Source organism: Rhodococcus sp. UYP9 (assembly GCF_040547235.1).
Classification (GTDB): Bacteria; Actinomycetota; Actinomycetes; order Mycobacteriales; family Mycobacteriaceae; genus Rhodococcoides.
Window position 1 is genome coordinate 218,493 of sequence record NZ_JBEPPH010000002.1, and the last position, 13,005, is coordinate 231,497.

Here is a 13,005-nt window from a genome sequence, read left to right on the forward strand (position 1 = left end):
AGAATCTACGGACCCGGGGTAGTTCACCGGATCTTCATCTCGAAACGGGCATGTCGGGCGTTACGGACCGCTCAACTGGCGCGCTGGTCCAGCAGTGCCTCGGAGTCCTTCGCAACATGGGGGCGGCTCTTGCGGTTGTTGAGCTTCGCGAGAGCGTTGGGGAAGCCGTCGTTGGCGAGCGTTGCCACCTCGGAACTACTGGCCTGATCGAGAAACTCCTCGACGTCGTGCTCACGAACCGCCAGCTTGCTCAGTTTGCCTTCGACTCGCTCCATAGCGAGCGAGAAGAGCATCAGGAGTACTGGAAAAAGCACCACGGCGAGTCCTTGCATACGGGGAAGTTAACACCGAAAAAGTCTCGATAAGAACACAGTGCGGATAAGATGCCGATTCTTGTCCGTACAGTTGTGGAGTGGATTCGACAGCCTCGAAGGCCTTCGACGTGCGTAAACGCGAAGAGACAAGACTTGGGCTCGTCAGACGCGCCCGCCGCATGAATCGGGAGCTGGGGAGGGCGTTCCCGCATGTCTACTGCGAACTCGACTTCACCACCTCCCTCGAACTGGCCGTCGCTACGATCTTGTCGGCCCAGTGCACCGACAAGCGCGTCAATCTCGTCACGCCTGCTTTATTCGTGAGATATCGCACTGCGCGGGACTACGCCGAAGCGGACAGAACGGAACTGGAGGAGTACATCCGCACAACCGGTTTCTACCGCAACAAGACGAACTCACTGATCGGTCTCGGAGCGGCTCTTCTCGAGCGGTTCGACGGGGAAGTTCCAGCCAACCTGAAGGACCTGGTGACGCTGCCCGGCATCGGCCGTAAGACCGCCAATGTGGTCCTAGGAAATGCATTCGACGTTCCCGGCATCACCGTCGATACCCACTTCGCTCGACTCGTTCGACGCTGGCAATGGACCGACTTGGAAGACCCGGTCAAGATCGAGCATGCCGTCGGCGAACTCATCGAGCGCAAGGAATGGACACTGCTCTCACACCGCGTGATCTTTCATGGACGCCGCGTATGTCACGCCCGGAAGCCTGCGTGCGGGGTGTGCATTCTGGCCAAGGACTGCCCGTCCTACGGAATCGGTCCGGTGGACAAGACGCAGGCGGCCGCTCTGGTCAAGGGGCCGGAGACCGAACATCTCCTCGCGCTCGCCGGAATCACACCGTGAACAAGTCCGCACTGCGCTGGTCACTGGTAGCACTGATCGTCGTCGTCGGGATGATCTATGCCCTGTGGCCGCGCGATACGAACCCCGGTCTGCAACCGCCGGTCGGTGGCCTCGCGACTGGCCAAGGGCCTACCGCGGGCTCCCCGGGCGGTTCTGTCGATTCCACCGAGGGGCTCGCCTCGTTGCGGGAGCGGGCGCAGCTGGAGCCGTGCCCTACTCCAGATCCAGGAGCTCCCGCACCGACAGGCCCGTTGACGGGGATCGTGCTCGGGTGTGTCGGCGACGGCAGCAGTATCGACGTAGGCCAGGCACTGGCAGGTAAGCCCGCCTTGATCAATCTGTGGGCGTACTGGTGTGGACCGTGCGCGGAGGAACTCCCTTATCTTCAGCAGTACGCAGATACTGTGGCCGACCGACTGACCGTCCTCACCGTTCACCAGGACCGCAACGAAGGCAACGGCCTCGCCAAGCTCGCCGACTACGGTGTATCGCTGCCCGGTGTCCAGGACGAAGCCGGCCGCATAGCAGCCGCCGTCGGCGCGCCGCCCGTCCTCCCGGTATCGATTCTGATCGACGCGGATGGCAATGTCGCCAAGGTGCTGCCGCAACCGTTTCGAAGTGTCGAAGAGATAGCAGATGCAGTCGAGAACGATCTCGGACTCGCACGATGAGCGCCCCGTCCTGGCTTCGCAGTGTCGTCGAGGCGGTCGGCGGTGAACGAGGCTTGCTGGATACGACAGGCATCAACCCGGTACTGCAGCGCACTGCCGCCGCCGGTGAGTCGACGCGTCCGGCATCGGTCCTCGTACTGTTCGGTGGCTCGCCCGAGCCGGACCACACCGCGCGAGGCGGACTTCCCGCCGACGCCGATGTGCTGCTGACCCAGCGAGCGTCGACGCTGCGCCAGCACAGCGGACAGATCGCGTTCCCCGGTGGCGCCACGGACCCCGGGGACGTATCTCCGGTCGCAACAGCTCTGCGTGAAGCCGAGGAAGAGACCGGTTTGGATCCTGCAGGTGTGCAACCGCTCGCGACGATGCCGGGCATCTATGTGCCGCCGTCGAGATTCGACGTAGTCCCAGTCCTTGCGTACTGGCGAAGGCCCAGCGACGTCCGAGTTGTCGACACCGGCGAGTCCGCCCGAGTCGTTCGGGTGCCGATCCGAGCACTACTGGATCCAGACAACCGTTTCCAGGTCCGGCACCCGGCGGGCTATCAGGGTCCGGCCTTCGCCGTCGACGGAATGCTGGTGTGGGGATTCACAGGCGGTATTCTGGCGGGCCTGCTCGCAGTGTCCGGCTGGGAGACCGAGTGGGACACCGGCGACATTCGTGATCTGGAGGCCAGCTTGGCAGCTGTAGGGGCGGGGCTCGATCAGTGAGCGGGTCCGGCTGGGTAGACCTCGTCGTTCTCGCGGTGGCGTTGCTGGCAGCGATGTCGGGATGGCGACAGGGTGCAGTGGCGTCGGCGTTGGCATTTCTCGGTGTCGTACTCGGTGCCGTCGCGGGAATTCTGATCGCGCCGCATGTTCTGTTGCACGTCGACGGCGCTCGGATGCGAGTATTCGTCGGAATCGCGCTGATCGTCGTGTTGGTGATCGTCGGCGAAGTGTCGGGCATGGTGCTCGGCCGAGCGCTGCGCAGCGGAATACATTCACGTGGCGCTCGATCGATCGACAGTGTCGTCGGCGCCGGCCTGCAAGCCATGGCCGTCCTCGCTGCAGCGTGGTTGCTCGCTATTCCGTTGACGTCGTCTTCGCAGCCCGAGGTTGCCGGGGCGGTTCGCGGCTCGAAGGTGCTGGGCAAGGTCGACGAAGTGGCCCCACAGTGGCTTCGTGAAGTACCCAAGGAATTCTCGGCACTGCTCGACACCTCGGGACTTCCCGATGTCATCGGCCCATTCGGGCAGACCCCGGTAGCGGAAGTTGCCGAGCCGGATCAAGCGCTGTTGGCGAACCCTCTGGCGAACCAACTGCATGCCAGCGTTCTCAAGATCAGCGGCCTGGCCCCAAGTTGCCAGAAGGCATTGGAGGGCTCCGGATTCGTCGTAGCCCCCGAGCTCGTGATGACCAATGCGCATGTTGTCGCCGGCACCGAAGGCGTCACCGTCGACTCGGTGGGCACGGTGTTCGACGCCGAGGTCGTGCTCTTCGATCCCCAGGAAGATGTGGCGATCCTGCGGGTACCCGGTCTTCGTGCTCCGGTATTGAACTTCGCGCCCGACCCGGCCGTCACCGGAGACAGTGCACTGGTTCTGGGATATCCGGGCGGCGGACCGTACACGGCAAGTCCCGCCCGCATCCGAGAAACCCTGAACTTGAAGGGCCCGGACATCTACCGAACCGGAACGGTTCAACGCCAGGTCTACACCGTGCGAGGCAGCGTGCGGCAGGGCAATTCGGGTGGCCCGCTCGTCGCGGAAGACGGGCAGGTTCTAGGTCTGGTCTTCGGTGCCGCCGTCGACGATCCCGACACCGGATTCGTACTCACCGCACCCGAAGTATCCGACGAGCTCGAGCAGAGCCTCGTGAGCCCGGTCGCAGTCGGAACTGGCAACTGCATTCTCTAGGTTCGGGTGCGGGAGACGCGTCGAACCTAGAGCGCCAACAAGGCCAGCAAGTGTGCGGTGACTTCGGCAGGAGCTTCCTGGTGCGCGTAATGACCGGCCCCGAGCACAGTATGTAAGCGCTGATCTGGGGCCCAGCGACCCTCGGTGGCTACCGATCGAGGTAGCACGTACGGATCGAGTTCGCCTCTGATCTGGAGTACCGGAATGCGCAACCGGGTGTCCATGGCCTGCATGAACTTTCGACCGTCGGAACGAAACTGACTTCGAAATGCCCACCGTTGGTACTCCAAGGCGCAATGTGCCGCGCCTGGAATGCGCATCGCCGAGCGCATCTGCTTCGCTGTGTCGACGAACTCGTCCGAGTCCCGCCAGCCGGCCCCCGCCCGCGCTCGGAGGAGTTGCTCGACGGCGGCGCCATTGTGTTTGGTCAGCGTGCGTTCGGGCACCAGCGGCACCTGGTATCGCAAGAACTGCGGGAGCAGTGCAGCTCGTTGGGCCTTGTTGCGCAGGACTGCCTGGCGCAACGCGATGGGGTGCGGCGACCCGACCAAACCGATCGATCGGACCATTCGTGGATGCAGCGCGGCAGTGGCCCAGCACACCAGACCGCCATCGGCGTGCCCGACGAGAGTTGCTTCGCCGTACCCCAGCGCTCGGATCAAGCCGACGACGTCGCCGGCCAGCGTCCACCCGTCGTATCCACGCGGTGGCTTGTCGGTGTCTCCGTATCCACGGAGGTCGACAGCGACAGCGCGGAAACCCGCCTCGGTCAGCGAGGTCAATTGGTGACGCCACGACCACCAGAAATCTGCGAAGCCGTGCAGTAGAACTACCAGCGGGGCATCGGCTGGCGCGTCATCGGTCTCGACGACGTGGAACCGGATGCCATTGGCATGAATGTCGCGGTGTGTCCACGGACCGGCGAAACGGACAGTGGACGGATCAGGCCGGTTCATTCTTCTTGCCCCGCTACCGACGTCGCTATTGCTTGTACCCGGGAATTGCCGGTGTCGACTCGTGCTGGTGCGGCAGGACGGTCGAGGCCTGCTTGAGCGACTCGATCGTCTTCTCCGGCTTACGGAGCTTCTTGACGCGCCGATACCCGAGGAACCCGAGCAGGGCGGCCACGAGCAGCATGAAAACGAAGACGATGAGGAAGGCGGCCCATCGCGGCAACCAGATGTCGAGCGTCTCGGCCAAGAAGAAGAAGAAGAAAAATGCGCTGAAGACGACGACAGCGAGAGCCAGGATGAAAAAGAGGCTGCCTTGTAGCCCCTTCTTGATCTCGCCCGTGACCTCGGCCTTGGCCAGTGCGACCTCGGCGCGGACCAGCGTCGACACCTGCGTCGTCGCATCCTTGACAAGGTTCCCGATGCTGCCGGTACCCGGTGCGCGGTGGTCTACCTCCGTCAGTGGAATGGACGAAATCGTGTTCGGCACCCCGTCCGGATAAGCATTGCCATTACCGCGATTGGTCACGCTCAACTTCTCGACCCCTCCACTTGCTGGTGCTGATTGGTTCCAAGATGTCGTCTTGCGACGCCGTCTCGACTGCTTTCTTCGGATAACACTAGTGCCGACCCGACGCACTCTGCCTCACAGTCGCAGCGAGCCCTGTGATGGCGCTCTCAGATTAACGGTGAATGCTTCGGCGGTGCATCCGGGCGTCACCTGTAATTCTCAGGTTTTCATCAGGTAATTTGCGTTCTACATACCCCCCTCTTCAGGAGTCCTAACCGTGAGCACTACCTCGGCCGTCCCAAGTGACGGCACCGCTGCTGCCCCGGAGGTACCACGGTCTCGCATCGTCGTCGCATCCATGGTCGGCACGTCGATCGAATTCTTCGACTTCTACATCTACGCGACTGCCGCAGTATTGGTCTTCCCCAAGCTGTTCTTCCCCGCGGGGAACGAGACGACGGCGCTGCTGGCGTCGTTCGCGACGTTCGGACTCGCTTTCGTTGCACGCCCCATCGGCTCCGTTTTGTTCGGCCATTTCGGCGACCGCATCGGGCGCAAAGCGACGCTCGTCGGTTCACTGCTGACGATGGGGGTGGCGACCTTCGCGATCGGATTGCTGCCCACCTATGCGGCAGCAGGACTGTGGGCGCCCGCACTGCTCGCGATCATGCGGTTCACGCAGGGTGTCGGACTCGGCGGCGAGTGGAGCGGCGCAGCGCTGCTCGCGACCGAAACAGCCAAGCCCGGCAAGCGCGCCTGGGCCGCGATGTATCCGCAGTTGGGGGCACCCATCGGTTTCTTCTTCGCCAACGGCATCTTCCTGCTGTTGGTCGTCATCACCGGCTACGACTCCGCCAACTCCGCAACGGATCACGCATTCCTCACGTGGGGATGGCGTGTGCCGTTCCTGCTGAGCGCCGTCATCGTCATCATCGGTCTGTACGTGCGACTCAAATTGGAAGAGACGCCGGTGTTCAAGCTGGCTGTCGCGCGTGGGCAGAAGGTAAAGACTCCGCTCGCCCAGGTCTTCCGTACGAGCTGGCGCCAGCTGATCCTCGGCACGTTCATCATGCTCGCCACCTACACGCTCTTCTACATCATGACGACGTGGGTGGTCAGCTACGGCACCGGCAAGGTCTCCGACGCCGGTGGCCCGAAGATCACCATCGCGTACACCGACTTCCTCGAGCTTCAGCTGATCGCAGTGCTCTTCTTCGCCGCACTGATTCCGGTGGCAGGTTTGCTCGCCGACAAATACGGTCGACGCCCGACCCTCATCGTCATCACGGCCGCGATCATTCTGTTCGGTCTGTCATTCCACTGGTTCGCCGCACCGGAAAGTGCGACGGCCGGTCGGATGCTCGTGTTCATGTGCATCGGACTCGGATTGATGGGTCTTACCTTCGGTCCGATGAGTGCCGTTCTGCCCGAACTCTTCCCGACCAACGTGCGATACACGGGATCGGGAATCTCGTACAACACGGCGTCGATCCTCGGTGCGGCAGTGGCGCCGTTCATCGCGACCTGGCTGGTGAGCAGCTACGGCGTCGGATGGGTCGGGGTCTACCTGGCGGTCGCCGCGGTTCTGACGTTGATCGCGTTGATCCTCATGAAGGAAACCCGCGATCAGTCACTGACGGACTAGACGTGAGTGGGCATCATCCCTAGAGGGATGATGCCCAGTCACCGGTCGCTAGCGACCCTTCTTGATCGAATCGAAGACCTTCGGATCGACGAGAGTCGATACGTCACCGAGTTCGCGGCCCTCGGCGACATCACGCAGCAGGCGTCGCATGATCTTGCCGGAGCGAGTCTTCGGGAGTTCGGGAACGATCGAGATCTCGCGAGGGCGAGCGATCGGTGAAATCTCTTTCGACACCTGAGCTTTGAGCTCCGCGATCAGTTCGTCACCGGTATTCTCGATTCCTGCGCGTAGGATCACGAACGCGACGATGCCTTGACCGGTGGTCTCGTCGGCGGCACCGACGACTGCAGCCTCGGCGACACCGTGATGGCTCACGAGCGCTGATTCCACCTCGGAGGTGGAGATCCGGTGGCCGGAGACGTTCATGACGTCGTCGACGCGTCCGAGGACCCATAGTGCGCCGTCCTCGTCGTACTTGGCGCCGTCGCCCGCGAAGTACCAACCTTCTTCGGCGTAACGGGACCAGTACGTGTCCTTGTATCGCTCCATGTCACCCCAGATGCCGCGGAGCATCGCCGGCCACGGCTCGTCGAGGATCAGATATCCGTTTCCGCCCTTGCCCAGTGGCTTTGCGTCGTCGTCGACGATCTTGGCGGAGATCCCTGGAAGCGGAGCCATCGCCGAACCGGGCTTGGTCGACGTCACGCCGGGCAACGGCGAAATCATGATCGCGCCGGTTTCGGTCTGCCACCAGGTGTCGACGATGGGTGCCGTTCCGCCACCGACGACGTCGCGGAACCAACGCCACGCCTCCGGGTTGATCGGTTCGCCGACGGAGCCGAGCAGCCGGATCGACGTCAGATCGTGGGCCTCGGGAATCTCCTTGCCCCACTTCATGAATGTGCGCACGAGGGTGGGCGAGGTGTAATAGATCGACACCTTGTACTTCTCGATGACAGTCCAATGCCGGTGCTCGTCAGGGGAATTCGGTGTTCCCTCGTACACGACCTGCGTCGCGCGGTTCGAGAGCGGACCGTAGACGATGTACGAGTGGCCGGTGACCCAACCGACGTCGGCGGTGCACCAATAGACATCCTTGCCTGGCTTGTGGTCGAACACATTGTGGTGCGTGTACGAGGTCTGAGTCAGGTAGCCGCCGGAAGTGTGCACGATGCCCTTCGGCTTACCGGTCGTGCCGGAGGTGTAGAGAATGAACAGTGGGTGCTCGGCCGGGAACGGCTGAGCCTCATGCTCTTTCGATGCCTCAGCGACGCTCTCGTGCCACCAGATGTCGCGTCCTTCGGTCCAGGCGACCTCGGAGTCGGTCCGCTTGACGACCAATACGTGTTCGACTGATTTCGCGCCGTCGACGGCGGTGTCGACGGTGTCCTTGATCGGCGCGGGCTTACCGCGTCGCCACTGCCCGTCCGTGGTGATGACGAGTTTGGCTTCGGCGTCGTCGATGCGTGAACGCAGTGCCGTGGCGGAGTAGCCGGCGAAGACGACGGAATGCATCAGGCCCAGGCGTGCGCAGGCGAGGATCGAGATGATGGCTTCGGGGACCATCGGCATGTAGATGGCGACGCGGTCGCCGGAGACCAGTCCGAGGTCGGTCAGGGTGTTGGCCGCCTGACTGACCTCCGCGAGAAGGTCGGCGTAGGTGAGGTCGCGGCTGTCACCGGGTTCGCCCTCCCAGTGAATCGCAACCTGCTCGCCGTGGCCGTCGAGGACGTGGCGGTCGACGCAGTTGTAGGCGACGTTGAGCTCTCCGTCGGCGAACCATTTGGCGACGGGCGCGTCGGACCAGTCGAGCACCTCGGTGAACGGGGTGTGCCAGTGCAGTCGACGTGCCTGCTCGGCCCAAAATGCGAGGCGGTCCTTGGCGGCGACGTCGTAGAGATCTGCTGTGGCGTTCGCCTGCGCGGCGAATTCTGCAGACGGCGGGTAGGTCTCCTCGGCGGCAGTGTCGTGGTCACCGGAGGTACTGATCGTCATCTCGAATGGCTCTCTTTCGTCGTGGTTCTCTTCGCGCTCGGGCAGCTACTGATGCCATCACGAACGAGCTGAACAGTCGCTCTGCAGCCTCCGCGCGAGCCCTTGTGAGGGTAGTCACATGTGAGCGCTGTCGCATCGTTGCATCTGCCTGCAACCCTCTGATCTGCGGTGATCGGTAGGTTTCGAGCGGTGGGCGGTACCGCACACTGCATGATCGGAGAGGTTGGCGGGAGATCGCTCTCACCTCGTGGGAATTCAGTTGCCGAATCGTTTCGAACATGTTGCGAGCCTGTGCGAGGGTCTGCTGTTTCCGGGGGAGTTCACAGGTTCGTTTCAGGGTGTGTCTAAAGTTTCAACCATTGGATCGTTGCTTCGGCTCATCGAGCTGTGGCCGGCGGTCGCCCCACATACCCCCGTGGGCGTGACGCCCCGGGGTCGACCACGGCTGACACCGTGGTCAAACCAAAGATGGAGGATTTGTCTTGCGCAGAACACGCATCGCGACGGCTGCAGTAGCAGTGGTCGTGGGAGCGGCGCTGGTGACGGCGTGCTCATCGAGTGATTCGACCAGCGGCGGTGGGTCCGGTGACGGCGCTGCAATCATCAACGCGTGGAGTGGTGAGCCGCAGAATCCGCTGGTTCCCACCAATACGAGTGAAAACACCGGTGGCCGAGTCGTGGACTCGATCTTCGCCGGGCTGGTTTCGTACACCCCCGAGGGCGGTATCGAGAACGAGGTCGCCGACTCGATCGATTCCGCCGACGGCCAGAACTACACCGTGACGCTGAAGGACGGCTGGAAGTTCACCGACGGCACGCCGGTGACAGCGAAGTCCTTCGTCGACGCCTGGAACTTCGGCGCGTTGTCCACCAATGCACAGCTGCAGGGGTCGTTCTTCGACCCGATTCTCGGCTACGACGAGGTCGCTGCCGAGAACCCGACGGTCCAGACGATGTCCGGGCTGAAGGTCGTCGACGACAAGACGTTCACCATCGAGCTCAAGCAGCCCGAGGCAGCGTTCCCCGATCGTCTCGGATTCGCCGCGTACTACCCGCTGCCCGAGGTCGCCTACGCCGACATGGCAGCGTTCGGGGAGAACCCGATCGGCAACGGACCGTACATGTTCGCCGCCGAAGGCGCGTGGCAGCACAACGTCCGCATCGATCTGGTGACCAACCCGGACTACGACGGGAATCGCAAGCCCGCCAACGGCGGCATCAACTTCATGCTCTACAGCAACCTCGACACCGCGTACACGGATCTGCTGTCGAACAACGTCGACGTCCTCGACAACGTTCCTTCCAGTGCGGTGACGACCTTCGAGTCGGATCTGCCCGGCCGTACGGTCAATCAGCCGTCCGCAAGCATCGAAACCTTCACCATCCCCGGCCGTCTGCCGCACTTCGGTGGCGAAGAGGGTGTGCTGCGTCGTCAGGCGATCTCCAAGGCGATCGATCGCGATCAGATCACCAAGCAGATCTTCAACAACACCCGCACGCCTGCAAAAGATTTCACCAGCCCCGCCATCGAAGGCTGGACCGGGGATCTCAGCGACGTGGACAACGTCGAGTACGACAAGGACGGTGCCAAGGCACTGTGGGCACAGGCCGACGCCATCGCACCGTGGTCCGGTAGCTTCGCCATCGCTTACAACTCCGATGGCGGACACCAGGAATGGGTCGACGCAGTCAGCAACAGCATCCGCAACACGCTCGGTATCGAGGCACAGGGTGCTCCCTACCCGACGTTCGCGCAGCTGCGGACCGAAGCCACCAACCGCACCATCCCGACGGCGTTCCGTTCGGGCTGGCAGGGTGACTACCCGCAGCAGTACGGCTTCCTTGCCCAGAACTACCAGACCGGTGGCAGCTCCAACGACGGCGAGTACTCCAACCCCGAGTTCGATCGTCTGCTGCGTGAGTCGGCAGGCGAGACCGACAAGGACAAGGCGCAGGACCTGATCAACCAGGCACAGGAAGTCCTCCTGAACGATCTGCCTGCAGTACCGACCTGGTACCGCAACGCAGCCAGTGGCTGGTCGGAGAATGTCACCAACGTCAAGATCGGTTGGGACGGAATCCCGATCTACAACCAGATCGAGAAGAACTGATCTTTTCTCACGGCTCTTGATTCAGCCGAGCAGGGCAGTAGGCCTGTTGCCTACTGCCCTGCTCGGCTGCTTGCCTTGCTCGCCTCGTACGACGCCCACGCTGAATTCCGCTGTGACGTCCACCTTCCTCCTAAGGAGGTGATCCGGTGCTCTGGTACATCGGACGCCGATTACTTCAGATGGTCCCCGTTTTCATCGGGGCCACATTCCTGATCTACGCAATGGTCTTCCTGCTCCCGGGGGACCCGATTGCTGCGCTCGCCGGAGACAAGGCGATCAGCCCCGCGGTGGCCGACCAGCTGCGCGCGCGCTACAATCTCGACCAACCCTTCATCGTGCAGTATCTGCTCTACCTCAAGGGCATCTTCACCTTCGACTTCGGTATGTCGTTCTCGGGTCGACCGGTCAGCGAGGTTCTGCTGCAGGCGTTCCCGATCACCGCGAAACTTGCCGCCATGGCACTCGTGATCGAAGGTGTCTTCGGTGTCGGCTTCGGTCTCATCGCCGGTCTGCGTAAGGGCAAGCTGTTCGACAGCTCGGTCCTCCTCGTCAGCCTCGTCATCATCGCCGTCCCGATCTTCGTCATCGGCTTCCTTGCACAGTTCTTCATCGGGATCAAATGGGGAATCGTGCCTCCCACCGTCGGTGGCAACACGAGTTTCAAAAACCTGCTGCTGCCGGCGTTCGTCCTCGGTTCGGTGTCGTTCGCCTACGTGGTCCGGCTGACCCGTACCTCGGTGGCAGAGAACCTGAGCGCCGACTTCGTCAGAACAGCGACAGCCAAGGGCCTTTCACGCAGGCGGGTCGTCAACGTCCACGTGCTACGCAACTCGTTGATTCCCGTCGTGACATTCCTCGGTGCCGATCTTGCTGCACTCATGGGCGGCGCGATCATCACCGAGGGCATCTTCAACATCAACGGCGTCGGTGGCACCATCTACCAGGCCGTCATCAGGGGCGAGGCGCCCACGGTCGTCTCGTTCGTGACCGTCCTGATCGTGGTCTACCTCATCGCGAATCTCGTCGTCGACCTCCTGTACGCCGCGCTCGACCCAAGGATCCGCTATGCCTGAGACGATTACACCCCAAGGCGGACGTGAGGTCCGTCAAGCACGCTTCGTGGAATCCGACGAAGTAGTCGACGTCAGCCAGACCGACGTCGTGAACATCGACGAGGCTCCTACGAGTATCTGGAAGGACGCTTGGCACAGCCTGCGGAAGCGCCCGATCTTCATCGTCTCGGCCTTCATCATCTTCGTCGTCATCTTGGTCGCAGCGCTCCCGAGCCTGTTCACCGATACCGATCCACGCTACTGTGACCTGGCGTTCAGCATGCAGGGCCCCGGATCCGGTCACATCTTCGGCTTCGACCGTCAGGGCTGCGACATCTACTCCCGAGTCATCTTCGGCGCGCGAGCATCGGTGGTCACCGGAGTAGGCGTCACGTTCCTGGTGGTCGTGGTCGGAGTTCTCTTCGGTGCCTTCGCGGGCTTCTACGGTGGCTGGGCCGACTCCCTGCTGTCACGGTTGACCGACATCTTCTTCGGTGTCCCGCTCATCCTCGCCGCGATCGTGCTCATGCAGTTGTTCACCGACCGGACGATCTTCACCGTCATCGTGGTACTGGCGTTGTTCGGCTGGCCGCAGATGGCTCGTATCACTCGTGGAGCGGTGCTGTCGGCCAAAGGAAACGATTACGTCATGGCATCTCGTGCGCTCGGGGTATCGAAGGTGCGCACCTTGATTCGGCATGTCCTGCCGAACTCGATGGCGCCGATCATCGTCATCACGACGATCTCGCTCGGTACCTTCATCGTCGCCGAGGCCACCCTGTCGTTCCTCGGTATCGGTCTACCGCCGACCGAAGTGTCCTGGGGTGGCGACATCAGTGCAGCCCAGGTCACCCTTCGTCAGGGATCGACGATTCTGTTCTATCCCGCTGCCGCGCTGGCGATCACAGTGTTGGGCTTCATCATGATGGGCGATGCACTGCGCGACGCCCTCGATCCCAAGGCTCGGAAGCGATGAGCGAACACGAAGGAGAA

General features: G+C 62.6%; 12 protein-coding genes. 8 read left to right on the forward strand and 4 right to left on the reverse strand.

Going from position 1 to position 13,005, the window contains the following annotated elements; translation table 11 throughout:
* Nucleotides 1-71: 71 nt before the first annotated feature.
* A complete protein-coding gene (locus tag ABIB36_RS07350) occupies nucleotides 72-332 on the reverse strand; it encodes a hypothetical protein (protein ID WP_084345634.1) in 261 nt (86 codons plus the stop codon).
* Between the two features lie 161 nt (nucleotides 333-493).
* On the opposite strand from ABIB36_RS07350, the gene nth reads away from it, so the two are divergent.
* From nth to ABIB36_RS07370, 4 genes are read left to right on the forward strand one after another with little or no spacing between them, the layout of a single operon-like run.
* Nucleotides 494-1,180 carry an endonuclease III gene (gene nth, locus ABIB36_RS07355; RefSeq protein ID WP_354560221.1) on the forward strand — a complete coding sequence of 229 codons (687 nt, stop codon included), beginning with the start codon at nucleotides 494-496 and terminating at the stop codon, nucleotides 1,178-1,180.
* Nucleotides 1,177-1,851 (forward strand): TlpA family protein disulfide reductase, encoded by a 675-nt coding sequence (locus ABIB36_RS07360; protein WP_354559979.1) that lies wholly within the window; start codon nucleotides 1,177-1,179, stop codon nucleotides 1,849-1,851. The genes nth and ABIB36_RS07360 overlap by 4 nt, the downstream gene beginning before the upstream one ends.
* Nucleotides 1,848-2,561 (forward strand): NUDIX hydrolase, encoded by a 714-nt coding sequence (locus ABIB36_RS07365; protein ID WP_084345632.1) that lies wholly within the window; start codon nucleotides 1,848-1,850, stop codon nucleotides 2,559-2,561. Before ABIB36_RS07360 ends, ABIB36_RS07365 begins: the two co-directional genes overlap by 4 nt.
* Nucleotides 2,558-3,748: a MarP family serine protease gene (locus ABIB36_RS07370; RefSeq protein ID WP_084345631.1), complete on the forward strand. Its 1,191-nt coding sequence runs from the start codon at nucleotides 2,558-2,560 to the stop codon at nucleotides 3,746-3,748. Before ABIB36_RS07365 ends, ABIB36_RS07370 begins: the two co-directional genes overlap by 4 nt.
* A 26-nt stretch (nucleotides 3,749-3,774) precedes the next feature.
* Here the strand turns inward: ABIB36_RS07370 and ABIB36_RS07375 are convergent, their stop codons facing one another.
* Together ABIB36_RS07375 and ABIB36_RS07380 are read right to left on the reverse strand one after the other, a co-directional pair.
* Nucleotides 3,775-4,704 carry an alpha/beta fold hydrolase gene (locus ABIB36_RS07375; protein ID WP_084345630.1) on the reverse strand — a complete coding sequence of 310 codons (930 nt, stop codon included), beginning with the start codon at nucleotides 4,702-4,704 and terminating at the stop codon, nucleotides 3,775-3,777.
* A gap of 25 nt (nucleotides 4,705-4,729) precedes the next feature.
* Nucleotides 4,730-5,233, reverse strand: a complete 504-nt coding sequence (locus tag ABIB36_RS07380; protein WP_084345629.1) for a phage holin family protein — start codon at nucleotides 5,231-5,233, stop codon at nucleotides 4,730-4,732.
* A gap of 253 nt (nucleotides 5,234-5,486) precedes the next feature.
* Here ABIB36_RS07380 and ABIB36_RS07385 point away from each other — a divergent pair, with 253 nt between their 5' ends.
* The gene (locus tag ABIB36_RS07385; protein ID WP_354559976.1) at nucleotides 5,487-6,854 is read left to right on the forward strand and encodes an MFS transporter; all 1,368 of its coding nucleotides are present in this window, start codon (nucleotides 5,487-5,489) and stop codon (nucleotides 6,852-6,854) included.
* A gap of 48 nt (nucleotides 6,855-6,902) precedes the next feature.
* Here ABIB36_RS07385 and acs read toward each other — a convergent pair whose 3' ends face one another.
* On the reverse strand, nucleotides 6,903-8,849 hold the full coding sequence (acs, locus tag ABIB36_RS07390; RefSeq protein ID WP_354559974.1) for an acetate--CoA ligase: 1,947 nt from the start codon (nucleotides 8,847-8,849) through the stop codon (nucleotides 6,903-6,905).
* A 482-nt stretch (nucleotides 8,850-9,331) separates the two neighbouring features.
* Here acs and ABIB36_RS07395 point away from each other — a divergent pair, with 482 nt between their 5' ends.
* From ABIB36_RS07395 to ABIB36_RS07405, 3 genes are all read left to right on the forward strand, one after another.
* Nucleotides 9,332-10,960, forward strand: coding sequence for a peptide ABC transporter substrate-binding protein (locus tag ABIB36_RS07395; protein WP_354559972.1), 1,629 nt, complete (start codon nucleotides 9,332-9,334; stop codon nucleotides 10,958-10,960).
* Between the two features lie 146 nt (nucleotides 10,961-11,106).
* Nucleotides 11,107-12,033 carry an ABC transporter permease gene (locus tag ABIB36_RS07400; RefSeq protein ID WP_354559970.1) on the forward strand — a complete coding sequence of 309 codons (927 nt, stop codon included), beginning with the start codon at nucleotides 11,107-11,109 and terminating at the stop codon, nucleotides 12,031-12,033.
* Nucleotides 12,026-12,988, forward strand: coding sequence for an ABC transporter permease (locus ABIB36_RS07405; protein ID WP_354559968.1), 963 nt, complete (start codon nucleotides 12,026-12,028; stop codon nucleotides 12,986-12,988). Before ABIB36_RS07400 ends, ABIB36_RS07405 begins: the two co-directional genes overlap by 8 nt.
* Nucleotides 12,989-13,005 lie beyond the last annotated feature (17 nt).

Bases quoted from the DNA above. Each gene is read 5' to 3' on its own strand.
- ABIB36_RS07350 (WP_084345634.1), bottom strand. From the start codon at position 332: ATGCAAGGACTCGCCGTGGTGCTTTTTCCAGTACTCCTGATGCTCTTC.
- nth (WP_354560221.1), top strand. From the start codon at position 494: ATGAATCGGGAGCTGGGGAGGGCGTTCCCGCATGTCTACTGCGAACTC.
- ABIB36_RS07365 (WP_084345632.1), top strand. From the start codon at position 1,848: ATGAGCGCCCCGTCCTGGCTTCGCAGTGTCGTCGAGGCGGTCGGCGGT.
- ABIB36_RS07375 (WP_084345630.1), bottom strand. From the start codon at position 4,704: ATGAACCGGCCTGATCCGTCCACTGTCCGTTTCGCCGGTCCGTGGACA.
- acs (WP_354559974.1), bottom strand. From the start codon at position 8,849: ATGACGATCAGTACCTCCGGTGACCACGACACTGCCGCCGAGGAGACC.
- ABIB36_RS07405 (WP_354559968.1), top strand. From the start codon at position 12,026: ATGCCTGAGACGATTACACCCCAAGGCGGACGTGAGGTCCGTCAAGCA.